General features: G+C 38.3%; 22 protein-coding genes and 2 other annotated features. Of the genes, 11 read left to right on the top strand and 11 right to left on the bottom strand.

All coding sequences use genetic code 11. From position 1 onward, the window contains the following. The 11 genes from Q7P33_RS10395 to zapA all read left to right on the top strand — a co-directional run bounded on the left by Q7P33_RS10395 (window position 1) and on the right by zapA (window position 10459). On the top strand, window positions 1–795 hold the full coding sequence (locus tag Q7P33_RS10395; protein ID WP_303870120.1) for an ABC transporter ATP-binding protein: 795 nt from the start codon (window positions 1–3) through the stop codon (window positions 793–795). A gap of 43 nt (window positions 796–838) precedes the next feature. Beyond that, window positions 839–969 (top strand) — a sequence feature (ribosomal protein L20 leader region). Window positions 970–976: 7 nt separating this feature from the next. Next, window positions 977–1504, top strand: coding sequence for a translation initiation factor IF-3 (gene infC, locus Q7P33_RS10390; RefSeq protein WP_084633632.1), 528 nt, complete (start codon window positions 977–979; stop codon window positions 1502–1504). A gap of 95 nt (window positions 1505–1599) precedes the next feature. Continuing rightward, complete coding sequence (gene rpmI / locus Q7P33_RS10385) at window positions 1600–1803, top strand: 50S ribosomal protein L35 (protein ID WP_070371431.1); 204 nt, start codon at window positions 1600–1602, stop codon at window positions 1801–1803. 23 nt (window positions 1804–1826) lie between these two features. Next, window positions 1827–2183 (top strand): 50S ribosomal protein L20, encoded by a 357-nt coding sequence (gene rplT, locus Q7P33_RS10380; RefSeq protein ID WP_070371430.1) that lies wholly within the window; start codon window positions 1827–1829, stop codon window positions 2181–2183. A 130-nt stretch (window positions 2184–2313) separates the two neighbouring features. Further along, the gene (locus tag Q7P33_RS10375) at window positions 2314–3690 is read left to right on the top strand and encodes a TrkH family potassium uptake protein (RefSeq protein WP_303870114.1); all 1377 of its coding nucleotides are present in this window, start codon (window positions 2314–2316) and stop codon (window positions 3688–3690) included. A 14-nt stretch (window positions 3691–3704) separates the two neighbouring features. After that, window positions 3705–4373 carry a TrkA family potassium uptake protein gene (locus Q7P33_RS10370; protein WP_303870111.1) on the top strand — a complete coding sequence of 223 codons (669 nt, stop codon included), beginning with the start codon at window positions 3705–3707 and terminating at the stop codon, window positions 4371–4373. A gap of 2 nt (window positions 4374–4375) precedes the next feature. Further along, complete coding sequence (locus Q7P33_RS10365; RefSeq protein WP_303870108.1) at window positions 4376–5167, top strand: RNA methyltransferase; 792 nt, start codon at window positions 4376–4378, stop codon at window positions 5165–5167. 47 nt (window positions 5168–5214) lie between these two features. Further along, window positions 5215–5446, top strand: a binding site (T-box leader). Window positions 5447–5480: 34 nt separating this feature from the next. Further along, window positions 5481–6503 (top strand): phenylalanine--tRNA ligase subunit alpha, encoded by a 1023-nt coding sequence (pheS, locus tag Q7P33_RS10360; protein ID WP_303870105.1) that lies wholly within the window; start codon window positions 5481–5483, stop codon window positions 6501–6503. Window positions 6504–6516: 13 nt separating this feature from the next. Then, the gene (gene pheT / locus Q7P33_RS10355; RefSeq protein ID WP_303870104.1) at window positions 6517–8898 is read left to right on the top strand and encodes a phenylalanine--tRNA ligase subunit beta; all 2382 of its coding nucleotides are present in this window, start codon (window positions 6517–6519) and stop codon (window positions 8896–8898) included. A gap of 14 nt (window positions 8899–8912) precedes the next feature. Next, window positions 8913–9791 (top strand): DNA-processing protein DprA, encoded by an 879-nt coding sequence (locus tag Q7P33_RS10350; RefSeq protein WP_303870101.1) that lies wholly within the window; start codon window positions 8913–8915, stop codon window positions 9789–9791. 107 nt (window positions 9792–9898) lie between these two features. Further along, window positions 9899–10459 (top strand): cell division protein ZapA, encoded by a 561-nt coding sequence (gene zapA / locus Q7P33_RS10345; protein ID WP_303870098.1) that lies wholly within the window; start codon window positions 9899–9901, stop codon window positions 10457–10459. A 43-nt stretch (window positions 10460–10502) separates the two neighbouring features. On the opposite strand, the gene lexA is transcribed toward zapA, so the two are convergent. The 11 genes from lexA to Q7P33_RS10290 all read right to left on the bottom strand — a co-directional run bounded on the left by lexA (window position 10503) and on the right by Q7P33_RS10290 (window position 23653). After that, window positions 10503–11147, bottom strand: a complete 645-nt coding sequence (gene lexA, locus Q7P33_RS10340; RefSeq protein WP_303870096.1) for a transcriptional repressor LexA — start codon at window positions 11145–11147, stop codon at window positions 10503–10505. Window positions 11148–11242: 95 nt separating this feature from the next. Then, on the bottom strand, window positions 11243–12223 hold the full coding sequence (locus Q7P33_RS10335) for a tyrosine recombinase XerC (RefSeq protein ID WP_303870094.1): 981 nt from the start codon (window positions 12221–12223) through the stop codon (window positions 11243–11245). A gap of 516 nt (window positions 12224–12739) precedes the next feature. Continuing rightward, window positions 12740–13888, bottom strand: coding sequence for a hypothetical protein (locus Q7P33_RS10330; protein ID WP_303870092.1), 1149 nt, complete (start codon window positions 13886–13888; stop codon window positions 12740–12742). Between the two features lie 344 nt (window positions 13889–14232). After that, window positions 14233–15228: an ATP-binding protein gene (locus Q7P33_RS10325; RefSeq protein ID WP_070371420.1), complete on the bottom strand. Its 996-nt coding sequence runs from the start codon at window positions 15226–15228 to the stop codon at window positions 14233–14235. A 23-nt stretch (window positions 15229–15251) separates the two neighbouring features. Further along, the gene (locus tag Q7P33_RS10320) at window positions 15252–17153 is read right to left on the bottom strand and encodes a DDE-type integrase/transposase/recombinase (protein ID WP_070371419.1); all 1902 of its coding nucleotides are present in this window, start codon (window positions 17151–17153) and stop codon (window positions 15252–15254) included. Beyond that, complete coding sequence (locus tag Q7P33_RS10315) at window positions 17131–17811, bottom strand: TnsA endonuclease N-terminal domain-containing protein (RefSeq protein ID WP_051355559.1); 681 nt, start codon at window positions 17809–17811, stop codon at window positions 17131–17133. The genes Q7P33_RS10320 and Q7P33_RS10315 overlap by 23 nt, the downstream gene beginning before the upstream one ends. A gap of 264 nt (window positions 17812–18075) precedes the next feature. Continuing rightward, entirely contained in the window at window positions 18076–20427 is a 2352-nt protein-coding gene (locus tag Q7P33_RS10310) for a heavy metal translocating P-type ATPase (protein ID WP_084504829.1), read from the bottom strand. 36 nt (window positions 20428–20463) lie between these two features. Next, complete coding sequence (locus tag Q7P33_RS10305) at window positions 20464–20832, bottom strand: metalloregulator ArsR/SmtB family transcription factor (protein WP_026393202.1); 369 nt, start codon at window positions 20830–20832, stop codon at window positions 20464–20466. An 884-nt stretch (window positions 20833–21716) separates the two neighbouring features. Beyond that, window positions 21717–22118 (bottom strand): arsenite efflux transporter metallochaperone ArsD, encoded by a 402-nt coding sequence (gene arsD, locus Q7P33_RS10300; protein ID WP_303870081.1) that lies wholly within the window; start codon window positions 22116–22118, stop codon window positions 21717–21719. A gap of 70 nt (window positions 22119–22188) precedes the next feature. Beyond that, window positions 22189–23205, bottom strand: a complete 1017-nt coding sequence (locus Q7P33_RS10295) for a radical SAM protein (RefSeq protein WP_303870079.1) — start codon at window positions 23203–23205, stop codon at window positions 22189–22191. Window positions 23206–23293: 88 nt separating this feature from the next. Continuing rightward, the gene (locus Q7P33_RS10290; RefSeq protein ID WP_303870077.1) at window positions 23294–23653 is read right to left on the bottom strand and encodes a metalloregulator ArsR/SmtB family transcription factor; all 360 of its coding nucleotides are present in this window, start codon (window positions 23651–23653) and stop codon (window positions 23294–23296) included. Window positions 23654–23691 lie beyond the last annotated feature (38 nt).

Here is a 23691-nt window from a genome sequence, read left to right as displayed (position 1 = left end):
ATGCTAGTCATAAATGAAATTGAAAAAAAATTCAATGCCGGAACGGTCAACGAAAAAGTGGCCCTCCGAAATTTTAGTCTGTCTCTGGCCGAGGGTGATTTTGTCACCGTTATTGGTGGTAACGGCGCCGGCAAGTCGACCTTTCTTAATTGTGTAGCCGGGGTTTTTGGCGTCGATAAGGGATCCATTCTGATTGACGGACAGAATGTTACCAAGTTACCCGAGCATAAACGCTCAGCTGTCATAGGCCGGGTTTTTCAGGATCCCATGATGGGCACAGCTGGTAATATGGGAATTGAAGAAAACCTGGCGCTGGCATACCGTCGCGGCAAAACCCGGTCACTGAGCTGGGGAATTAGCAATAAAGAACGGGAAATATATAAAGAGTACCTGAGCCATCTCGATCTGGGGCTTGAGAATCGTCTTCATGCCAAGGTTGGTCTGCTCTCTGGCGGACAGCGGCAGGCCTTGACCCTTTTGATGGCGACGTTGAAAAAGCCGAAGCTGTTATTGTTGGATGAACATACAGCGGCACTTGATCCGAAAACAGCTGACAAGGTTTTAAAACTCAGCGATCGTTTTGTCCACGAAGGGAATCTGACGACCCTGATGGTCACTCACAATATGCGCCATGCCATTGAACATGGTAATCGCTTGATTATGATGCATGAGGGCCATGTAATTTTAGATATCAGCGGTGAAGAAAAACGGAGCCTCACAGTTGAAGATTTGCTAAAACGCTTTGGCCAAGTCAGTGGTGAAGAGTTTGCCAACGACCGCGCCTTACTTTCATAAAAAAAAACTTGACAATCGATTCAAAGAAGCATATACTAGCTTAGTAACAAAGTAGAGGAACACACTTCTCACCTCATTTCTCAGGGAAATAGGTAAATATGAATGAACGCATGATCATTGTTCGTAAGTATTTTTTTGCAGGTGGAGTAACTCTACCTGCAATTTTTTTATATGGAGGTATATTACTATTAGCAAAGATGTTCAACACGAAATTAATAACGAGATCCGTGATCGCGAAATCCGTGTAATTGACGAAACTGGTGAAATGCTTGGTGTCATGAATACCAGAGAAGCTCAAGCATTAGCCGATGAGAAAAATTTGGATCTAGTGAAAGTTTCACCAAACGCAAAACCGCCGGTTTGTAAGATTCTTGACTACGGTAAGTTTAGATACGAAGAAATTCAACGATTAAAAGAAGCTAAAAAAAATCAAAAAGCTGTGGTTATTAAAGAAATTCGTATGTCGGTTCGAGTTGAAGAGCATGATATTAATGTTAAAATTAAAAATTGCATCAAGTTTTTAGAGCAAGGCAGCCGAGTGAAGGTGGCGATCCGTTTCCGAGGTCGAGAGATGGCTTACACCGAACAGGGAAAAGAAGTATTACTGGATTTTGCTGAGCGGGTTGCTGATCTGGCGGTAGTCGAGAAAGCACCAAAAATTGAAGGCCGAAACATGGTTATGTATTTAGCCCCCAAAAAAGATAAGTAATTCACACTGTTAATTGACTATCTGATTGTGAAACGTTCGTTTCTCAGATATAGTTTTTTATAAATGAAACCTTGTACAGGGAGGAGGAAATAGTTATGCCAAAAATGAAAACCCACCGTGGTGCTGCAAAGCGTTTTAAAATAAAAAAATCAGGTTATATTAAACGTTCAAGAGCGTTCAAACGTCATATTCTTAACAAAAAGAGCAGCAAGCGAAAAAGAAATTTAAGAAAAGCAACTGGTTTAGCACCTGGTGATGCTAAAGTAGTAATGAAAATGATCAAAATCGTAAAAAGATAATATTTGAAGATAGGAGGAAATAGATAATGCGAATTAAAAAAGGCGTTAATGCCAAAAAGAAACATAAAAAAGTACTAAAACTTGCAAAAGGCTATTATGGTGCTAAGAGTAAGTTATATCGATCAGCTAATGAAGCCGTTATGCGAGCACTCAGATCTTCATATGTTGGCCGTAAAGAAAAGAAACGAAACTTCAGAAGATTATGGATTACCCGAATCAATGCCGGTGCCAGAATACATGGTTTAAGCTACAGCAAATTTATGTTTGGTTTGAAACAGGCTGGTGTTGAAATCGACCGTAAAATCTTAGCTGATCTGGCTATGAATGACAGTAATGCTTTCAAAGACTTAGTTGAAGTATCAAAGAAAAACATGAACTAATCGTAATGAAAAACTTCTCAACGGATTATCCATGCTTGAGAAGTTTTTTTTATGGATATTATCCTTGCTTTTTTATTGTGTCGTGTTAGAATAGGTATGGTTATTAAATATTTTAGGTAGGATTTGAATCATGGCAGAAAAAATACGTTGGAACTTTAAAAAATTTGCGGGACAACGTTCCCCGGCAGAAATGCTGATTTATGGATTTGCTCTGGTGATCCTACTGGGAGCCACTTTGTTGACCTTACCAATGGCCAGCGCTTCAGGAACTAGCGGTGGTTTTATTAATGCATTATTTACGGCGACCTCAGCGGTATGCGTGACGGGGCTTGTGGTTGTAGACACCGGTACCTTTTGGTCGGTATTTGGAAAAGTCGTTATTATTTTACTGATACAGATTGGTGGATTGGGTTTCATGTCGCTGACGACAATGTTTTTTGTACTGGCGGGAAAACGGATTACGATCAAGGATCGTCTGCTGATTCAATCCTCGGTGAACATGGATTCTCTTTCCGGAGTAGTCAAATTCACCAAGTATATTTTCTTTTCATCGCTGGTCATTGAAGCAGTTGGGGCATTATTATTGGCTCTGGTTTTTATTCCGGAATATGGATTTTTACGGGGCACTGCATACAGCTTTTTTCATTCGATTTCGGCCTTTTGTAATGCCGGCTTTGATCTATTTGGAAATTACTCCAGCTTGACAAAATATGTCGGCAATTTTATTGTCAATTTTGTTATTGGCGGTCTGATTATTCTGGGGGGCTTGGGATTTGCTGTTACCAGTGATATCATCAACATTCGAAAATTTGAAAAGATGACCATGCATGCCAAACTGGCCTTGACTGTTACCGGCGTCCTTCTGATTATTGGTTTTGTGCTTTTTTTTATTTTTGAATACAATAATCCAAACACCATGGGAAAACTTTCTTTTCCCGAAAAACTACTGGCCGCCGCTTTCCAGTCAATCACACCAAGAACCGCAGGCTATAACACCATTGACATTGCCGCTTTAACAACACCATCACTGTTTTTAACCATGCTGTTTATGTTTATCGGAGCTTCACCGGGGTCTACTGGTGGCGGCGTTAAAACTACCACCTTTGCGATCATTATGATGACGGTTGTCTCAGTTCTTCATGGTCGAAAAGATGTGGTGGCATTTAAACGTAGCATCTTAGGTCCAGCGATCCGCCGGTCTATTTCAGTGATTGTCATTGCATTGGGTATTGTCATCTTCATGATTTTTGTGTTATTATGTACAGAACCTGAAGCGTCTTTTGAAACGGTGGTTTTTGAAGTGCTTTCAGCATTTGGTACGGTTGGCTTAACAACCGGTTTAACCCCTCATTTATCAACGGCGGGGAAAATAGCCATCAGTTTGACCATGTTTGTTGGCCGGCTGGGTCCGTTAACGGTAGCCTATGCGATTTCACGCAGTGAAAAACGAGCCCGGGAAAACGTGGGAAATTTCAAATTGCCGGAAGGCAACATTATGATTGGCTAGAGGAGGAGTATTAATTGAAAGAAAAGCAGTTTGCGGTTCTTGGTTTAGGGCGTTTTGGTGAAGCACTGGCCATCACCCTCAGCGAATTGGGCTGTAATGTTGTTGTCGTCGATAATGACGAAGAAAAAATTCAGAACATTGCGAATTTGGTAACCTATGCGGTGCAAGCGGATGTGACTGATATTAATGCGCTGAAGTCTATTGGCTTAAAGAATGTTGATGCGGTGGTTGTTTCGATTACCTCAGACATTAACAGCAGCATCATGGGGATAGTCAATGCTCAGGAACTGGGAATTAATGAAATCTATGGAAAAGCAAACAATGCCCAGCACGAAAAGGTGCTACTTAAATTAGGGGTCAAAAAAGTGTTTTCTCCAGAGCGGGATATGGGCGAGCGGGTTGCCCATAATCTGTTTTCTGGCGATTTTATCGATATTTTGGAGCTGGATACCAACCATTCCATTGTTGAGGTGGAATCTCTTCATATCTGGGAAGAAAAGACTCTGGAGCAGCTAAACCTTCGAGAAAAGCACGGTTTGAATGTAATTGCAATTCGGAGTCTGGATGTTCTGAATGCCTCTCCTTTGGCCAGTGATGTGATTCATGCCGGAGATAAATTAATTGTAATGGGCGAGAATCGATCCATAAATGAGATTAACAAACTGTCCCGAAAAGACCATTAACGATGTTTCCCGAAATCACTTCAAAAAATAATGAGCAACTGAAGTATTTGCGTAAACTCAACAGTAAATCTTTTCGGGATACCGAAGGTGTATTTGCCATCGAAGGCACCAAACTTTTTCTGGAAGCAGTTAAAAATCAATTGCAGTTTAAGCAGATTTTTATCACTAGTACCTGGTTGGAAGTCAATGGTGCTTCCATCAGGGATTGTCTGGTTGCTTTGGAGAAAAATAAAGTGACCATTGCAATTGTCAGTCCAACAATTTTGGCAAGCCTGTCCAGTTTACAAAAACCCGAAGGAATAATGGCGGTGCTATATAAAATGAGCAGCCAACCGAAAACCATTAAACGCACCGTTTTGCTGGAGGATGTTCAGGATCCCTACAATGTTGGCACCATTATTCGAACTGCCGATGCTGCTGGCTTTGATTGTGTGATTACATCAGCCAAAACAGCTGATATTTACAATGAAAAAGTGCTGCGGGGTTCGATGGGATCAGTCTTTCACATACCAATTATACAGGTCTCTTCTTTGCTTGAAACGGTCAAGCAGTTAAAAGATCAGCAAGTAATGATAATCGGCACTTCCTTAAGTGGCAGTTCCTTGTGGGAACGTCAGTCCCTCAGCGGATCGTTTGCTGTTGTTATGGGAAATGAATCCCAGGGAATGTCAAAACAAATGAGTGAATGCTGCGATCTGTTACTGAAAATTCCCATTTTTGGTCAGGCGGAGTCACTAAATGTGTCAACAGCTGCAGGCATCATCATGTATGATCTGATTCGGGATTGTAAGTAAAAACACTTTCAGTATTCCAGATCAAAGCAAGAAGATAATTGAATAACTAATCTACAATGATAGAGCGAGTAAATAAAGATTAGACTTTACAGAGAAAAAATCCCAGGCTGAGAGATTTTGTGTTTAAATTTATTGAAGTTCCCTCTGGAGTTTTAGCTGTGAACCGCATCAACCAATTTTGATGTTTTATAGCAGCTAACGTTAATTGCGTTAAAATTTTGAGTGAATACAATTGAGTATTAATTTAAGGTGGTACCGCGGAATGATTTCGTCCTTTTGAGAGGACGATTTTTTTATTTATAAGGAGAAAGAAATGGAGTTAGAACTCAAACAATTAAGAGATCGCTGTATAGCTGATCTAAATGCTGTTACCGAACTGAAAACATTAGATAATGTTAGAATTAAGTATCTGGGTAAAAAAGGCGAACTGACCATTGCCCTAAAAGGCATGGGAAAGCTTTCTAATGAGGAACGTCCGATCATTGGCAAGTTGGCCAATGAAATCCGGGAAGAAATTGAAAGCAACATCATGGCGCAAAAACAGTTTCTGGAACGCCAGGAAATTGAAGCGCAGATCAAAGAAGAAAGCATCGATGTATCCCTGCCGGGGCAAAAACATCAGGCAGGAAATCTGCATCCGCTAACCACGATTATCAATGATTTAAAAGAAATCTTTCTGGGAATGGGATTCTCCATTGCCGAAGGTCCGGAAATTGAATGGGCAAAATATAATTTTGATTATTTGAATGTTCCTCAGGATCATTCGGCCCGAGACCTCCAAGACACCTTTTACTATCAGGATGATATCGTTCTGAGAACCCAGACTTCGCCGGTTCAAGTTCGGGTCATGGAAGAACAGCAGCCACCCCTACGGATTATTTCACCGGGTCGGGTTTATCGATGCGACGAAATCGATGCGACTCATTCTCCAGTCTTCCATCAAATGGAGGGATTGGTTATTGATAAAGGTATCACCATGAGTGATCTAAAAGGAACCCTTGATTTATTTGCCAAGAAACTTTTTGGAGAACAGACGAAAACCAAGTTCCGCCCCCACCAGTTTTATTTTACCGAACCAAGCGCTGAGATGGATGTAACCTGCTTTAAATGCGGTGGCGTTGGCTGTAAGGTTTGCAGTAATACCGGCTGGATTGAAATTCTTGGTTGCGGGATGGTTCATCCGAATGTTTTGCGTTTCTGTGGTATCGATCCGGATGAATACAGTGGCTTTGCCTTTGGCATGGGTCTTGACCGGATCACGATGATCAAGTACGGCATCAACGATCTGCGTTTATTGTTTGAAAATGATCTGCGTTTTTTAGCGCAGTTTAAATAGGAGGAACCCAACTATGCTCGTTTCACTGAATTGGTTAAAAGAATTTGTTGATATAAAAATGGCACCATTTGATTTTGGGGAGGCTCTGACGATGTCTGGGACAAAGGTAGAAACTCTAACGATTGTTTCGGAAAATGTTGTTAATATCTTTACCGGAAAAATTACCAAAATTGAAGCTCATCCCAATGCGGATAAGCTGACCATCTGCACGGTAGATTTGGGAATGGATGAACGGGTGATTGTCACTGCTGCCAAAAACGTTTTTGAAGGTGCCATTGTTCCGGTAGCGATTGATGGTGCGGTCATTGCTAATGGAACCAAAATCGGTACCAATGATTTCAGAGGAGTGCTTTCATACGGAATGTTCTGCTCAATTGAAGAACTGGGAATGAACACCGATTTATTTTCTAAAGAAATCATGGAAGGGATTTTAATTCTGCCGGAAAATACACCACTGGGAATGGATGCCCGTGAATTGCTGTGGCTTGATGATGTGATCATTGATGTGGAACTGACTGCTAACCGGTCGGATTGCCAATCGATTGTGGGGATCGCCCGGGAAGCAGCAGCAACACTGGATCTGCCGATGGCTGAAGTTACAGGATATGATGCCACATCAGAAAGTAACGCAGAAATCGCCGATTATTTAGCAGTCCGTATTGAAGATCCGGCTTGTCCTCGATATGTCGCCAAGATGCTCAAAGTCAAGAAAATCGAAGACTCACCGCTTTGGCTGCAAATCAAGTTGCTAAACAGTGGGGTACGGCCAATCAACAATATTGTTGATGTCACCAACTATGTGATGCTTGAGTTGGGCCAACCGCTCCATGCTTTTGATTACCACAGTCTCCAATCCCAGGAAATTGTAGTCAGAACTGTTGTGGATAAGAAGATTGTCACATTAGATGATAAAGAGCGTGAAATTGATGAATCGATGCTAATGATCACCAATGGTAAAGCCCCAGTAGCCATTGCTGGGGTCATGGGCGGTGAAAATTCTGAAATCACTGAAAAAACCAGCCTGGTTGTCCTGGAATCGGCCAACTTTAACAAAGGCAGTGTACGCTTAACGGCCAAACAACTGGGCTTGCGAACCGAAGCGTCGTCACGCTTTGAAAAAGGTGTTGATCCCGAATTAGCCTCAGTGGCAGCACTGCGGGCTACCCAGCTATTGCTGGATATTAGTGCATGTGATGTTATCGAAGGGATGATTGATGTTTACCCTCAGGTGGCCACATTAAAAAAAGTGGCCCTCGATGTGAATTGGTTTAATGCGTTTGTGGGGATTTCTTTGACTGTTGAGGAAGTTTCAAGCATGTTGACCCGGTTATTCTTTACAGTGAAAAGAATAAGCGATACCGTTCTGGAAGTTGAAGTACCCAGCTATCGGATGGACATCGAGCTAAAAGAAGATCTGGCTGAGGAAGTGGTAAGGATTTTTGGCTACGATCGCATCCCTGGCACCATCATGGGTGGTGAAACGATGGTTGGCGGTAAAACCCCAGTGCAGAAATTTGAAGACAGCCTGAAAAACATTCTGGTGGGTCAGGGGTATTATGAAACCCTGACATCCTCTTTTACCAGCGAAAAGCGTCTTCGTGGACTAAATACTCAACTTGAAGACAACCTGATTCCACTGATTAATCCATTGGGTGAAGAAAACAGCATCATGCGTCATACCCTTATTGGTCATCAGTTGGAAGTGATTTCATTAAACTATAATCGCAAAAATCCAACGGGCTGTTTTTTTGAATTGTCCAATACTTATCAAAAAAATTCCAACTCAGGTGAATTACCGATTGAAGCCAAGAAACTGGCCATAAGTACTTACGGCAGCGGCGATTATTTTGAATTAAAAGGGGTGGTCGAGCTGCTTCTTAAGCATTCCGGAATCGACGATCCGGATTTTGTTGCCGGGGGATCGGACTTCCTTCATCCTGGACGAAAAGCGGAAATTTTTGTAAAGGGTATTAAACTTGGGGAAATCGGGGAGATTCATCCGATTGTTGTCAAACATTATGAACTACCAAAACGGTGTTATGTTTGTCAGTTATCGTTTGATGAACTCTTTGAATCTGCTTCCCTGGATAATAAATTTACCGACCTGCCAAAATTCCCGGCTTCTAATCGCGATTTGGCTATTTTAGTTAAAGCTGAGATCCCAGCGGCGGCGATCGCAGCGATTATACGCAAAAACAGCGGTGAAATCCTTGAAAGTTTCGAATTGTTTGACGTGTATACTGGGGCTCAAATTCCGGATGGTTATAAGAGTCTGGCTTATGCCTTAAATTTCCGTCACCACGAACGAACCCTCACTGACAATGATATCAACCCGGTTATTGACCAGATTCTTGGTGAATTGAAACAGGCATTTGATGCCCAACTCCGTGAGTAAGTATTGAAACGATCATGAATCTGATTTGTGAGCATATTGTTGGGCTTCAGCAATTAAAAGGGGTCGGCCGTCAGAAAACGAACCGCCTGCTGGAGTTGATCACCGCCCCTCAGCAGCTTTGTTTCCGGGAATTGGTTGAAATTGGCCAGACCTTCGGGATGATTTCCAGTCAGATCAGCAAAGCCGAAATCGTTGCTGCTGGGGACTATACCCGGCAACTAGCCGAAGAATGTGGGAAGTTGGGAATCACTTGCTGTTCTTATTGGGATGAAGAGTTTCCGGATAGCTTGAGATTTTCGGATCATCCGGCTCTGGTTTTTTATAAGGGCGACTTGCGTATTTTAACACATTCCAAACGGGCGGCAGTGATTGGCAGCCGTCAACCTTCCGCTCTGGGGGCAGATTTTGCTTTTCAAGCCGGTAAGTTATTAGCTGAAAACAATTTTGTGGTAATCAGTGGCCTGGCTATCGGTTCTGATTCTTATGGACACCAGGGATGTCTGGATGCCGGTGGTAAGACGGTGGCCTTTTTGCCTTCAGGTTTGGCTCCCGTTTATCCCAGTGCCAATCAGCAGTTGGCTGAAGAAATCTGTGCTATGGGGGGATGTCTGGTATCCGAATATTCTCATCATGAGCCATTCCAGCCTTATAAGTTCATAGAGCGGGATCGTCTTCAGAGTGCAGCCAGTCAGTTTGTGATTGTTTCGAATTTTTCACCGGGGAGCGGAACCATTTATACCCTGGATTATGCAAGAAAATACCAGAAGGCGATTTATTCCATTCCGGTTATCTATAGCGAATCACGTGCTGGCTTTAAGCATCTTGAGACAAAACAGATTGACTATCGGATTTTAAGCAATACGGAGCTGACGGATGTCATTGAGCAGTTTTAATTAATAAATTAATTGTATTTTTTAAGTTTATTACCTATAATAGAATATAACAAAGAAGAACCTGATTATCACTTTTGAGAATTAAATTTATTTCACAGGAGGAAAAAATGCCTGAACAAACAATCATGGAATTGCGCATACTTGACACCGAATTTAATTTAAAGGCTAAGGGAAACGAAGAGCATATTAAGCACGTTTCTGACTACGTCAATACCGAATTGGAACGGGTCAAGGCTGCGAATCCTTTTACCAATCATATTCGGATTGCGATTTTAGGCTGTATGAATATTACCGAACGCCTTTTCAATGCAGAAGAAGAAATTCGCAGCAGTGAAGAAGTAAAAGCCAAAGAAATCGACGAGGTGAAACAAGTTAAAGCTGAACTCAAGAATCTCAGCGATTTGCTTGCCGAAGAACAAGAAAAATATCAAACACTGGTTGAAGAAAAAGAATTGCTGCAAAAAGAATTGGATGAAAAAAATGATCTATTGGCCCAATACCGGGAACACCTACGACAAGGAAAAATAGAAAGTGAAACCAGCCGCAAAACGATTCTTGATCTTCAAAATCAGTTGTTCGAAAGCCAGATCGAATTGGTTAAAGCCAACAAAAATCATATTGAGAAAGATGTCTTTAAAAGCATTGAAGACAAAATGAAACTGGATTAGCTGGAAATTAAAAAAAGATGTGCAAACATCTTTTTTTAGTTCTCTAAAATTTGCGGATCAGACCGGTTACCTTGCCTAGAATTTTGAGATTCTGAGCATCGCAGATAATTGGATCCATGGTCTTGTTTTCCGGTTGTAGCCGGATTTTATTGGGTTCATCGTAAAAAATACGTTTGACCGTAGCTTCGTTATCTTCCAGGAGAAGGGCAACCACGATGTCATTATTTCTGGCTGTGTCCTGCTTTCTGACGATGATTTTATCACCATCGAGAATCCCGGCTTCAATCATACTAGTGCCCTTGACTTCAAGAATAAAGGCGTCATCAGATTCAGTAAAATCCAGCGGCAGCGGGAAAATATCAGTAATATTCTCAATTGCCAGAATTGGGGCACCGGCAGTGACGCATCCTAAAATTGGCAATGAGATAATTGTTTTTTCGTCAAAGTGACTTGAAATTGTTTCGTTGGGATCGTGGCGCAACACCTCAATAGCCCGGGTTTTGGTTGAATCTCGCCTGATATAACCCAACTCTTCCAGCTTTTTCAGGTAGGTGTGGGCAGTGGAAGTCGATTTCAGATTAACAGCGGCACAAATTTCCCGCACCGATGGGGGATAACGTTTATCGCGCATTTGAGTTTCGATGAATTTCAAGATATCTAATTGTTTGCTGTTTAAATCCTCGTACATGAGTTTTCCTCCAAAATAGTTATGCTTTATTATAACATATCACCAGATTAATGGCAAACGTAAGTTCTTGTGAAACTAATATACTCTATTAGTTTTCAATCATCACTTTCAAACTGTGCCAAGGGATTTTGATTGAGGGTATCCCGGAGGATTTCTTCATTGACGTGGGTGTAGATTTGTGTGGTTGAGACATTCTGATGCCCAAGAATTTCCTGTACTGAACGCAGATCGGCGTTACCATAGCGAAACATCAGCGTTGCGGCAGTGTGACGGAGTTTATGAACGCTGATTTCGTCGGTATTAAGGCCGCAATTCGCCAGATGTTTCTTGACTAGGTGCTGAACCGCCCGATTACTGATTGGGCCATTCTGCTGGCTGAGAAAGAGATAGGCACAGTCAGACTCTGGGCGTACTGCCAGGTAGCGGTTGATGGCTTTTAAACAGGCATGGTTTAAAAAGACGGTGCGCTCTTTATTACCCTTACCAATGATGCGTAGGGCATCGTTTTTGATATCGGAAATTTTTATTTGGGTCAGTTCGGAAAGCCGCATCCCGCAATTAAGAAAAAGCGTGACAATGGCAAAATCCCGTTCTTTGTGACGGCCTGATATGCCTTTAAGCAAATCCACCGCTTCGTCCCATTCCAGATAACGGGCATGACGGGCCGGGAGTTTGGGCATTTCCAAATCAGTCACCGGGTTGGGCAGAAAGTACTTCTGCTTATTGCACAGATAATTAAAGAATGAACGTAGGGAAGAGACCTTGCGGCTTCGGGCCGCATCGGCATTTTGCCGTTCCTTACTTGAGTAGGAAAGAAAGGCATAGAGAATCCCGAGATTAACCGACTTTAATACGTCGATGTCAATATCATCAATTGAAATCGAATCAAAGGGCAGCGACTGAGGAACTATCGCAAAATAACGTTTTAGGAAGCGAAAAAAAATAATCAGATCATAGCGGTAAGCCTGGGCGGATTTTTCAGAATAACCTTTAATGGTTATAACATAATTGAGGAATTCATCGAGCAATGGATTATTGGGAATAATTTTATCAGTTTGATTCTTTGGGATTGGCATCGGAGTCTCCTAAAATTATTTGCCGGGTTAGTAGGCTTCAGCTGCTGAGATACTTAGCAGAATTATGGAATGTTAACAAACATCGGCAGATTTGATTCTAGTTTATCATACTTTTGCTATTATGTCACGAAACTTACATTTTGCGACAAAATATTTATGCTTATTTCGAATTCAAACTGCGCTTCGTTTCGTTTAGTTGTGCATTGACATATACTTCGGACATAGTTTGACATATAAGTGGTAAAAAATAATTCATTTATTTGCGCTTATGTATAATTTATCGGACTTAAATAACGAATTTAATTGAATTCTATGAACAATAATCAGAAATATGAAATTTTATTATCTCCGGTGAAGAAAATGCAAAATAAAATGACAGGTTCGTATGATACCTATTTTATTTTAAAAATAGGTAAAATTTGACATATAACCCGTAAAAAATGGAAGGTTTTCATGAAAAAAATAATTTCTATATGTAATGCCAACTTTCAGTAAAAAAAGTATTACGCCTTTTAATTATCCAATGGAAACATTGTAGCGTACAATCAGACTATATCCCCCAACCATTGTTTCCATATTATCTATATTGTTTCGATAATCTTCATTCACCTGAGACTCTTCTTCTTCGAAAAAATAGACATTATAAAAGAGATCATTCTCGATAATAATGCCTTTATAGGCTGGGCCAACTGAAATACCAGAATCTAAAAGATCTTCTGTGATTATTTTTATAAAGTCACCATTTCTAATATTATTCTCAATAAAACCTAATAGTCTACAAAAGTATTCAAATAAATAAAACTCGATAATTTTAGAAGCAAGCCGGAAAACATCAGCCGAAATTACTGTGCTTTTGGGATCATTAAAAAAATCATAAAAGAGTTGAATGAGATATTCATATAAGAACAGCAAGAAAGAAGTATTACACTCTCCTGCCCTATTTCTAAGTATACAGGAATATAGCCATAGATAATATGCATATTGTTCTTTTTTTATTTTTTTATGACCATAGAGACATTTTATAAAAACATTATTTAATTTCGTTTTATAATTAATATTTGTTCGATTCATATTTTCACAATGATAGCCAACCTTGAAGGTATTCTTGATCCGGTAGTCGACTTTATTTATGATATTTTCAAGTGATGAAAGAATCGACAAATCATTTTTCGAATAGTCTTTTACTAAATTAATCCAATCACAATCGCAATTAGAGTAATAATTGTTCAGATTACTAATTTCATATTTAGTTAATTTCGTTACTTTTCGCACACTAATTGTCGCTGAACTACTCTTTTCGCCATTGATAAGATAATCTTTTATAAATTTAGCACCAAAATCCGGAAGCTTATTTTTAATTTTTAATCGCCAGGGATTAATCTCAATTATAGTACAACTTTTGTCCGAAATATATGGAAGATTCAACTGTATTGATTTATTATGATAACTTTTTGCAACAAGCTCCATTGGTGAGTGTATCATGAAATGTCGGAATAAGTCAATTTCACAATAGGGACAAATATAGAAACTTTTTTTATTGAAGCAAAATTCCGAAAATCTGCGATGGTTACAAACAGGGCAATGTTCAACCAAAGGCATATTATGTATAAGACATTGATCTAAAAAAGTAAATTGATGAAATAAATAATGATTTCCTTCTTCCATGCACTTTGGACAATATTTAAAAAAATGATCGAATAGAAAAATGAGATTATGGGAAAGAAATATTGAAAATGGACCTAATAGTTTCCTCACATCTTCTTTTATTTGCAGAAGAACCGGTTCTTCAAATATGGAATTTAAACCTTCTACGTTTATTTTACCCCTATATTGAAATAAAAGTTCTGGCAAAAATTTATTTGTATCATTATTGTTTACCAATATTGGTTTAATCAATATATTTGAAGAACAAGAATTCACGTAACATGATTTAACTAAATAATCATAAAAGCTTTCATATTGATTTCGCTTAAATTTTGTTAGCATACCAGCTTATCCTCGCTTTATACTCACTTTCGCTTTCCATTGATACATGCATTTAAAAGGTCTTGCTCGTGGCCACAGTCTGCAAATTTGACAGTCTCGATCCACATATCTTCGGTAATCCATTCATCCCCTGCCCCTTCAATTCCATGTTCTATAAAAAGAAATTCAATCATGTTACATAAATGACTCATTGACAATCCATGTTTACTGAAAATAGTTTTTCCATAAATATTACAAATACAATTATATAAATTATCAGTTTCATGGATCAGAAATTTACTCTCACTGAATGCCGTTGGAAAAAAATAATTCGTGTATGTCAAGTCTGAATCTAAGGGAAATCGCATACCGAAATCGTATGCACCGAGGACATCTTGAAGTTCTTTCTTTGTCCGAATACCATTGAATATGTGCGTTTTTTGCATGAAACGTCGCACAATCTGGACTTCCTTCATTCCTGAGAACAAGTTCCGCTGTGAGATTAAATCTTCAGTACCAACTAAAATTGTCGTCATTTCTATACCTTGAGCTTTTAACTGGTTATTAATATCTTTAAGACACTGGTACTCATTCTTATCAAGCGCATCTGCTTCATCAATGAAAAAAAGGATTTTTCGATTTCCATTTTCTTCAAGAGCTAAATTTATTAACTGTGAACACAATCGATCCGATTTATCTTGTGTTGAACCTTTATTAAATAAATCATGATTTGTGGCTTTCAATAATCTCGTGTAAAAAACATTGGTGTTCTTTAGTGGATCAGGCATGGAGCTCACAAACGTTAAAATTTCGCGGTCATACTTTTCGTATATTTCATTTTTTATTATATTGATTGCTGTCGATTTTCCATAACCTGATGGTCCATAAATAATCATCCCTTGTATTCTAAATTTGATAGCTTCGTCTATTTTTTTGATTGCTTCTTCGACAATCGATGTTTTTATTTTGTAATTACCAGTGTGAATGGGATGTTTATTTTTTACTATTGATTTTACTTGATCAAATTGATCTGCACTCATTTTATTTTAGTCCTTTCATTTAATTACCATGTTCGTTTGGATGGGTCTGACCATTTCGCCATTAATTCCTCATCGCTTAACAATTTTTTGTCATCTTCAAGAGTGATTTCGTCTATAGTGTTGGAACTTTTTTTATTTTGAGGTAAAATATTTGATTTAGGACTTCTTTTTTCAGCTTCATTTCGTACAGTCGCCAAGTGGGTTGCCGCCGTTTTGCTGGAAAGAGCTTTTTCTTCCAGATTATTTGCAAAATTTGTTATTAAGTCTTCGACGTGACTGTTATTCATGTCATTTCTATTTGCGAAATCTCGAATTAATTTATTTGTTTTTAAAGAAATCGCAGTGCCAATCCGTTTACCTTTGATCACTAAATGTCCGATATGAGCGCCATTTTCTAAATATGCTTCCATCTCTCTAATATCAAGCGGATCAAACTCGATTACAATATTCTTACCAACTGGTGTATAGCTTGAAGACAAAACGGAACTTGTATATTTGTATCCAGCAAAATTGATATATGGCCGGATTCCCTTTTTTTTGTTGCCTTGAACTTTTCTGATTTGATAACATTTCATAAGCGAAAAATCCTTTCTGCTATCATCTGAAACATATGATGGAATCAAGCCTCGATCAATTCGGTCTCTCATAACTGATAGAGGCGAAAATCCACCTAAACCTTGATGAGGTTGCAAATTGTATTCTGAAATAATTATTTCAGCTATTTCGGATATCTCTTTTAGGGTAATCCGATATGTAACAGCATCTTTTTCCGCTCCTATTCGACGAATATCATTAATGTTGCTCCCCGTTGTAGATGGTATTCGATGAAAACCTTTCTCTTCTAAAGTTCTAAAAAATCGTTCAATGAGAGGGCGTCTATGAGGTGTTGCGACAGGGCCAAAATTTATACTGATACCTAATTTTTCTAAATTATCCGTAACGTCACGTGAAAGATGCGATAGTGCATTATCCATACAAATCTCGTCGAAGAGTGCCCATTGCGTATAAGGGACTGCCACTGAGTGGTATCCTTCAATACTTTTTTTAAAATTGAATTGACTAAAATTCAATGATTTATGTGGAATTATTGCGTTTTGTATACATTCTAATACATCAAATCGATTATAGTTTTGACTAACAGAAATAGTGTATCCAAGTATAACGCGAGTTGCTACGTCAATTACTGCAATAATCCAGATACGATTGGCTAAAACGTAAACTGTGTCGCCATGCTCATTTTCAACAGCAACTGTAAATAATGCATCGATTTTATGCCCATCTAACTCAACTTTTGCAAAAGGTCGTATAGGACTGGATTGATCCGGCTGTATGCATCTTGTGTTACGAAATAATTGCTCCGCATTTTTTCCGTAACGATTCAATGAAGCATAAGGATTTTCGTCACCAATATTATGCAAAAATCTGACCATTGATCGATATCCTTGGGATTTAGTTTCAAATGGATAGTCGGTCTCTTTAAAGCCGTTTGCTATCAGATTTTTTATTAAAGATTCATGGATTGTTTTAAAAGATGATAATTTGTCCCATTTTGATTTTTTTTCATTAAAATAATCTAATAGTAATTGATCTCGAATATCGGGGTGATCCTCCATTAATTTAATAAATGGACCCTTTCTCGATTTCAATCGGTGCCCTTTTATTAATCCAATATAACCTACAGGTTGGCCACTCGTATCAAGGCTTGCACATCGATCGACAAACTCTTTAATATGAGAATGGTTTATGCCGGTCATTTTTTCTATGTTTTTCATTGACTCACCATTTAAATACAAATCAACTGCTTTTTTCCTTGATTCATAGATTTGTTTATCAGAGTCTGACATATTATAGGTACTTACAGTTCGCCATGTTTTACTTTCTTCATAAAATTTTGCGATCTTATTATTCCAAAAAACGTTTGCCATAACACACCTCTGTATAAAAGTTCAATTCCTGATTAAACACATCCGCTTTGATCTGATCACGTATCAGCAAATAGACCAGGCTTGGAAATACCATTGTTGGCTCTGGATCAGATTCATAGATATGTCCAATTGTAGTATCCCCTACTTGTTCTATAAATCGTTTTATTCGTTTTATACAATTTCCGAGTAACCTTTCATCAGTTCTACAAATGCAGTGATACATAAATCTCATATTATTGAGATGTTCCAGACCTTGAAAAATATCATTTTCAGTACGCACACGATATAGAATATTATTTTTCAAACACCAATTTTTTTGGATAGCAATTTGAGACTTTGCTCTGACTGCGGATTTATTGTCTCCAGTTAAATCAGAAGAATACTTAATTTCCCATAATTCATTAATATTGTCTTCATAAAGAACTTCCATATCAAACACTGTTTTGCACATTTTGCCATCATCATTTTTTCCAGTTATTTGAAGTGGTTGTTCGACGTATTTAATAATTTGCGGGTTCAATTCAACAGATAAAAAGTTCGCATATTCCAGATTACTGTAAAAACATGCCCTTCGATTTAGTTTTAGACTATGACAAATAAAGTAATTCGATCCATAGCTCTGTGAGCGTGGCATTTCGATTGGCTTTTCACTTAACATGGGCTTCCTCCGCAATATTTATTAATCTCAAAACTCAAAAGCAAATATTGTTATCGTTTACTTATCCAATTTTCTTTAGAATAATCACAGAAATTTATTCAAAGATACTTTAAGGTTTAAATACCAAAAATGACGGATTGAATTTTTTATTTCAATCCGTCATTAGGCTCAATTTAATTTGTTAAAAGTATAGTAGTGTTTAATGTTTAAGCTTCATTTGAAACTAAAATAGCAACACTAAATTAATGATCCTTTAATCTATTTTTACAAATTTTTCGTATTCATGACTCTCATAGCATTTAAGACTGCTAACAATGCAACTCCTACATCAGCAAATACTGCTTCCCACATTGTAGCAAGTCCACCGGCACCTAATATTAGGACAATTACTTTTACAACAAACGCCAAAGTAATATTCTGTAATACTATACGTCTCGTTTTCTTTGAAATATTTATTGCACTGATCAGTTTACTCGGTTCATCAGTCATTAGCACAACATCCGCAGCTTCAATAGCGGCATCAGATCCTAACCCCCCCATTGCAACGCCAACATCAGCTCTTGCTAAGACTGGGGCATCATTTATACCATCTCCAACAAAAACAACGCATCCTTTAGTGCTTTTTTGGTTATAAAGCAGCTCCAGTTTTTCTACCTTTTGATCGGGAAGTAGATCCGAATAAACTAAGTCCAATCCTAGTTGCTTACCAACTTTATCACCGATGATCTTATTATCGCCTGTCAGCATAACAGTCTTTTTTATACCGAGTGCTTTTAAGTCACCAACAAGTTTTTTAGAATCCTTTTTGATTTCATCTGAGATGACAATCGAACCTGCATAACTCCGATCTATCGCTATATATACAATTGTTCCAGGTTCATCATTTTCCAGTATGGCTATTTCTTTATCGGCCATCAGCTTTGCATTACCTGCAAAAATTTCCTTCCCTTTAATATTAACCTTTAATCCCAGGCCGGGTAGTTCTTCATGCGCTTCAATTACGCCTTTGTCAATTTCTTTGCCATAAGCTTTCATAATTGATTGAGCAATGGGATGGTTGGAATAATTTTCAGCATATGCAGCATACATTAAAAGCTCATCATTGGTTATGCCTTGGACCGCTTTAATTTCTGTTACTTTAAACACACCTTTTGTCAAGGTTCCAGTTTTATCAAATATTACAGTATCAACATTATTCAAAGCCTCTAGATAATTTCCACCTTTTATCAAGATACCATTTTTTGAAGCGCCTCCAATTCCACCAAAAAAGCCCAGCGGGATTGAAATAACCAATGCACAAGGACAAGAAATTACCAAAAAAACCAATGACCTGTAAATCCAGTCAGAAAAAGTTGCACCTTGGATAACTAAAGGCGGAATAATCGCAAGCGCTAAAGCTGCTACTACTACTATTGGGGTGTATACTCGCGCAAACTTTGTAATAAACTGTTCCGTAGGCGCTTTTCGACTGCTGGCGTTTTCAACCAGTTCCAAAATTCTTGATACCGTGGAATCGCCAAATTCTTTTTTAACTTCAATCGTTAATAACCCGTTTTTATTGATGAACCCTCCGTAGACTTCATTACCAACTTCTACTTCACGAGGAACGGACTCCCCCGTAAGTGCTGAAGTGTCCATCATGGATTTCCCTTCAACAACAACTCCATCAAGTGGTACTTTTTCACCTGGTTTCACAATAATATATTCTCCGATAAGCACATCCTCTGGAGAAACAATTTTGATATCATCCCCATCCTTTAAATTTGCGTAATCAGGTCTAATATCCATAAGTTCGGCAATCGATCGTCTGGACCTGTTTACCGCCAAATCCTGGAAGAATTCGCCCACTTGATAGAACAGCATTACTGCAACACCTTCTGGATATTGACCGATAGCAAATGCTCCTATCGTTGCGATTGACATCAGAAAACTTTCATCAAAAAGCTGTCCGTTTTTTATATCTTTAGCAGCTCGCAACACAACTTCTCCGCCAACTATCAAATACGCAACAAAATACAAAATAAATTCCACTGGTGTTTGGAATGTAAATATTAAAGCAATGGCAAACAACACCCCACCGATTGCTAATTTGACAAGCTCTTTCCTATTTTCATCACCAATTTCCACATGTTCCTCGGTAGCTTTTTTAGCTTCTTCGTTTACCATTACATCAGGCTCTATTTTTTTTACAATAAGTTTAATATCTTTTATTGCTGTTTCGAGATCTCTATTTCTTGTTTCAATATTAAGTTTACCCGTTGTAAAATCAACATTGGCGTTTTTTATGCTATCTAGTTCCTTGATTTTTCCTTCAATTTTCAAAGCACAATTAGCGCAATCAAGTCCTTCTAATACAAGTGTCTTTTTAATGTATTTATCATGCAACTTTTCAGACACAGTGACATCAGGTTCAATCTTATATACAATTTCCGTTACATGTTTAATAACAGATTCTTTCATATCAGCATTATCCAGTTCAATAGTCATAATTTTAGAGACGAAATTAAGCGTGGACTCTTTAACTCCCTCTATATTGTTCGCTTTATCATTAATTTTTGCCGCACAGACAGCACAATCCAAACCATCTAAAACAAGTTCAATTTTTGATTCTTCCATTATTGATCTCCTCCTTTTTTATTATCAACTATATTTCTACTTTTCGTTTATGTGTACCATCCCTTGATTAAATATTTGCTTAACGTGGTCATCATCCAATGAGTAGAATACTACTTTTCCTTCTTTTCTATTTTTCACAAGTTTTGCTTGTTTTAAAACCTTTAGCTGATGTGAAATGGCGGATTGTGTCATATTCAATAGAAATGCGATGTCACATACACACATCTCACTTTCAGCTAATGCCCACAATATTTTGATTCTTGTTGAATCTCCAAAAACCTTGAATAACTCAGCAAGATCATATAGGAGCTCTTCTTTTGGCATTTTATCCTTAACTTGCTTTACAACATCCTCATGGATTACATTACAATCACAACGTTCGATTGGATTCTCAATACGAATCATGTCATTCCCCTTACATTTAAAAGATTTATACATGAACAGCTATTCATGTATCGATTATACCTCTTTCATGGACTAATTGTCAATCAATATTTGAATAATTGTTCATATATTCATTTAAAATAAGATGTTCAGCTCCGAGTATAAAGTCTATGAGTACATTTATGACAAAGTTACATTGTTTCGGGAAGGGTAATATGGTATTGGCTACATATTTTATCAATCTTTACTTTCACAAACATTCAGAAATGATTTATAAGCAATACAATCATGTTTAATTGACATTTACGATCAAATCGATCTTTTTCATGTAAGTTGCTTTCTATGTATATATATTTCATTTATAAAAGAAACTAAAGTTCATAATAATGATTCTAACTTTTTTTACGTGTTATATGTCAAATTTTCGTTTTTTACGTGTTATATGTCAAAAAATCAAAAATTACCACTTATATGTCAAAATATTTTGACATATAAGTGGTAATAAAAAAAACGAATGGCTTTTTTATGGGATTTTTATAATTGAATTTTGTACGGGTTATATGTCAATGCACATTAGTGTTTCGATCTCAGTTAATTGATTGTTGAAAAAATACGTTTTCAATTGATTTGCTTGAAAAAACTAAGGTTGATTGAACTTGCTATCAACTCGATGACCCCAAATCACAAAACCGGTGTTTTGATGTGAATTGAAGATACGCTACCCGAAACGATTAAATCGATAATACAAACGGATCGTCAGTGCTTAACTTGACGATCCGTTTGTTGATAGCCATCGTAAGACATTCCTTATTGGCAGTGTCGCTACTGGCGTTTACCGGCATTGATTTTGTCGCAAAATATAATTTTGCGACAAAGTTGTTCTCATAATTAGTTTGATCTGTTCTTTAACAACAGCCTGATTGATCACAGCCGCAACCACATGATGCTGGCTTGTCAATTTCCGGTTTGTCATTTTTTTGAACCATCTTAATAATATCCTCTCTGGTCATGCCTGCCCATTCAGCAAAATTGGCATTGGATGGGTAGGAGCCTTTTTGTCTGACTTCCCCATCCACCACGGTGATTGGCAGAGCTTCGGTTCCTTCGTTGGCGATGATATTGTTGACCTCCTGATTGGTAACAAAGGCCATCGGATCGCTGGAAAGATTATAGCGGATAATTAGTCTCCCTTCGCCTTCGAGTTCATTTAAAAAGGTTGCCACTCTTAACAGTTCCTGATCGACACCTGGTCCACATACACCGGTCGAGCAACACATTGCTGGCTCATAAATTTCTACTTTATTCATTTTTCTTTCTCCATTTCGTAATATATTATATTGAAGTTTTGATTAACATATCTTATCCCTGATAACCTGATTACGGACAGCGGACAAAATTTCGAACCCATAAACAGTCTGAGCATGAAGGGGTGTTGAAATAGCAATCGTACTTGGTGTCTTCCACCAGGCTGCAGCCGCCCCTTAAATCACAGTCGATACAGGAGGGATACTGGTTATTATAAACCGTATGCCAAAAACTCTGATAGTCTTTTCCGGTGATTATCTCTTTTAGAGAATGTTCCTTGATGTTGCCAAAAGAATGTTTGATGACTCTTTTTTTATCACCAAAGACGTATTCGTCATAGCTGTTTGCCAACCGATAGCAGGACATCACTTCCCCTTGGGTATCAATATAGATATAGCCCTTATCGATAAAGGTACAGCGACGTTCGGTTTTTAATTCCATATCCGGGATGTTTATTTTTATGTCCCGATAGGTAAATATTTTTTCCAGATAAGCCTTACCTTCAGGGTTTTCGTAGCGGTTGTAAAAAATATCGTCGGCATCTTTTTCATTGATCGGCAATAGATGCGAAAGCGATAAACGGTGAAAGCCGTAGTGTCGCATCATCTTCATGATGTCGAATAAGGCCTCAGCATTGCTTTTAGTCAGTACATAGGCCACCCCAACTTTCGGTGTCGGTGAATGGGTTTGTTTATGATAATTGGATATGGTTTCAAAGGTTTTGATCAGTTGATCCTTGACCCCCTGGGTGTCTTCGTGATACTGATCGGCTGAAAAATAGACTTCCGTAAATTTTTCGCAAAGTATTTTAACATTGTCTTCAGTCATGATGCCGTTACTGGTCATTAGCAGTTTATAACCTTCAAACAACTCGACCGCTTCTTTAAAATGGGGGTAAACCGTTGGTTCACCGATCCCGCCGAAAAAAACTTCCTCTAGGGTGGGAAATTCTTTAACCTGTTCTCGGATCGACTTGAGCAGCTCCAAATCCATATCACCTTCAACTGTATCCCAGGTATGCCGAAAACACATCTCACAATTCAGATTACAGCGATTTGTGAGTTCAATATAAATTCGTTTAAGTTCCATATTAGCCTCGCTTCATTCTTGTTCTCCCAAATGACAGGGGCTTAGAAAGTTTATAAAGACTTACTTTGTTACCCATCGATTTGATTATTTACACGATCAATGCAGTGATACTGTGGCAGGTTAATTCGCTGTCTCGATACTGACTTAGCTTATTTAATTCAGTTACCAGAAAAGCTTCTTTACCTAGTTCTGTTTCGAAAATTGCTGTCAGAAAGGGATGTTCGGTGAGAACTAGGTCTTTAATTCGGTAATAGGCAAATTTATTTTCACGACGGCTTTCCAAAAAACCGGCATCGCTCATCAAGCGCAGATGTTTGGACAAATTCGATTGCGAAATACCTAATAAATACTCCAGCTCACAAACACATAACTCCTGTACATAGAGCAAATTCAGAATTCGTAATCGATTGGTATCCGACAATATTTTAAGTATTTCGATGACTGTCATGTTTATCCTCCACTTATAATTATTTTTTTATAATTATG

Source organism: Acetobacterium wieringae, from assembly GCF_026646375.1.
In the GTDB taxonomy this organism is placed as follows: Bacteria; Bacillota; Clostridia; order Eubacteriales; family Eubacteriaceae; genus Acetobacterium; species Acetobacterium wieringae_A.
The sequence above is the reverse complement of the archived record's forward strand: the minus strand, read 5'-3'. Positions and strand labels throughout refer to the sequence as shown.

Coding starts and splice junctions, on each gene's coding strand:
- Q7P33_RS10320 (WP_070371419.1), bottom strand. CDS start 17,153: ATGGCAAACGTTTTTTGGAATAATAAGATCGCAAAATTTTATGAAGAA.
- Q7P33_RS10395 (WP_303870120.1), top strand. CDS start 1: ATGCTAGTCATAAATGAAATTGAAAAAAAATTCAATGCCGGAACGGTC.
- Q7P33_RS10375 (WP_303870114.1), top strand. CDS start 2,314: ATGGCAGAAAAAATACGTTGGAACTTTAAAAAATTTGCGGGACAACGT.
- Q7P33_RS10290 (WP_303870077.1), bottom strand. CDS start 23,653: ATGACAGTCATCGAAATACTTAAAATATTGTCGGATACCAATCGATTA.
- Q7P33_RS10330 (WP_303870092.1), bottom strand. CDS start 13,888: ATGGAAGAAGGAAATCATTATTTATTTCATCAATTTACTTTTTTAGAT.
- Q7P33_RS10350 (WP_303870101.1), top strand. CDS start 8,913: ATGAATCTGATTTGTGAGCATATTGTTGGGCTTCAGCAATTAAAAGGG.
- lexA (WP_303870096.1), bottom strand. CDS start 11,147: ATGTACGAGGATTTAAACAGCAAACAATTAGATATCTTGAAATTCATC.
- Q7P33_RS10295 (WP_303870079.1), bottom strand. CDS start 23,205: ATGGAACTTAAACGAATTTATATTGAACTCACAAATCGCTGTAATCTG.
- rpmI (WP_070371431.1), top strand. CDS start 1,600: ATGCCAAAAATGAAAACCCACCGTGGTGCTGCAAAGCGTTTTAAAATA.
- Q7P33_RS10325 (WP_070371420.1), bottom strand. CDS start 15,228: ATGAGTGCAGATCAATTTGATCAAGTAAAATCAATAGTAAAAAATAAA.
- zapA (WP_303870098.1), top strand. CDS start 9,899: ATGCCTGAACAAACAATCATGGAATTGCGCATACTTGACACCGAATTT.
- Q7P33_RS10315 (WP_051355559.1), bottom strand. CDS start 17,811: ATGTTAAGTGAAAAGCCAATCGAAATGCCACGCTCACAGAGCTATGGA.
- Q7P33_RS10305 (WP_026393202.1), bottom strand. CDS start 20,832: ATGATTCGTATTGAGAATCCAATCGAACGTTGTGATTGTAATGTAATC.
- Q7P33_RS10335 (WP_303870094.1), bottom strand. CDS start 12,223: ATGCCAATCCCAAAGAATCAAACTGATAAAATTATTCCCAATAATCCA.
- Q7P33_RS10310 (WP_084504829.1), bottom strand. CDS start 20,427: ATGGAAGAATCAAAAATTGAACTTGTTTTAGATGGTTTGGATTGTGCT.
- Q7P33_RS10365 (WP_303870108.1), top strand. CDS start 4,376: ATGTTTCCCGAAATCACTTCAAAAAATAATGAGCAACTGAAGTATTTG.
- arsD (WP_303870081.1), bottom strand. CDS start 22,118: ATGAATAAAGTAGAAATTTATGAGCCAGCAATGTGTTGCTCGACCGGT.
- pheS (WP_303870105.1), top strand. CDS start 5,481: ATGGAGTTAGAACTCAAACAATTAAGAGATCGCTGTATAGCTGATCTA.
- pheT (WP_303870104.1), top strand. CDS start 6,517: ATGCTCGTTTCACTGAATTGGTTAAAAGAATTTGTTGATATAAAAATG.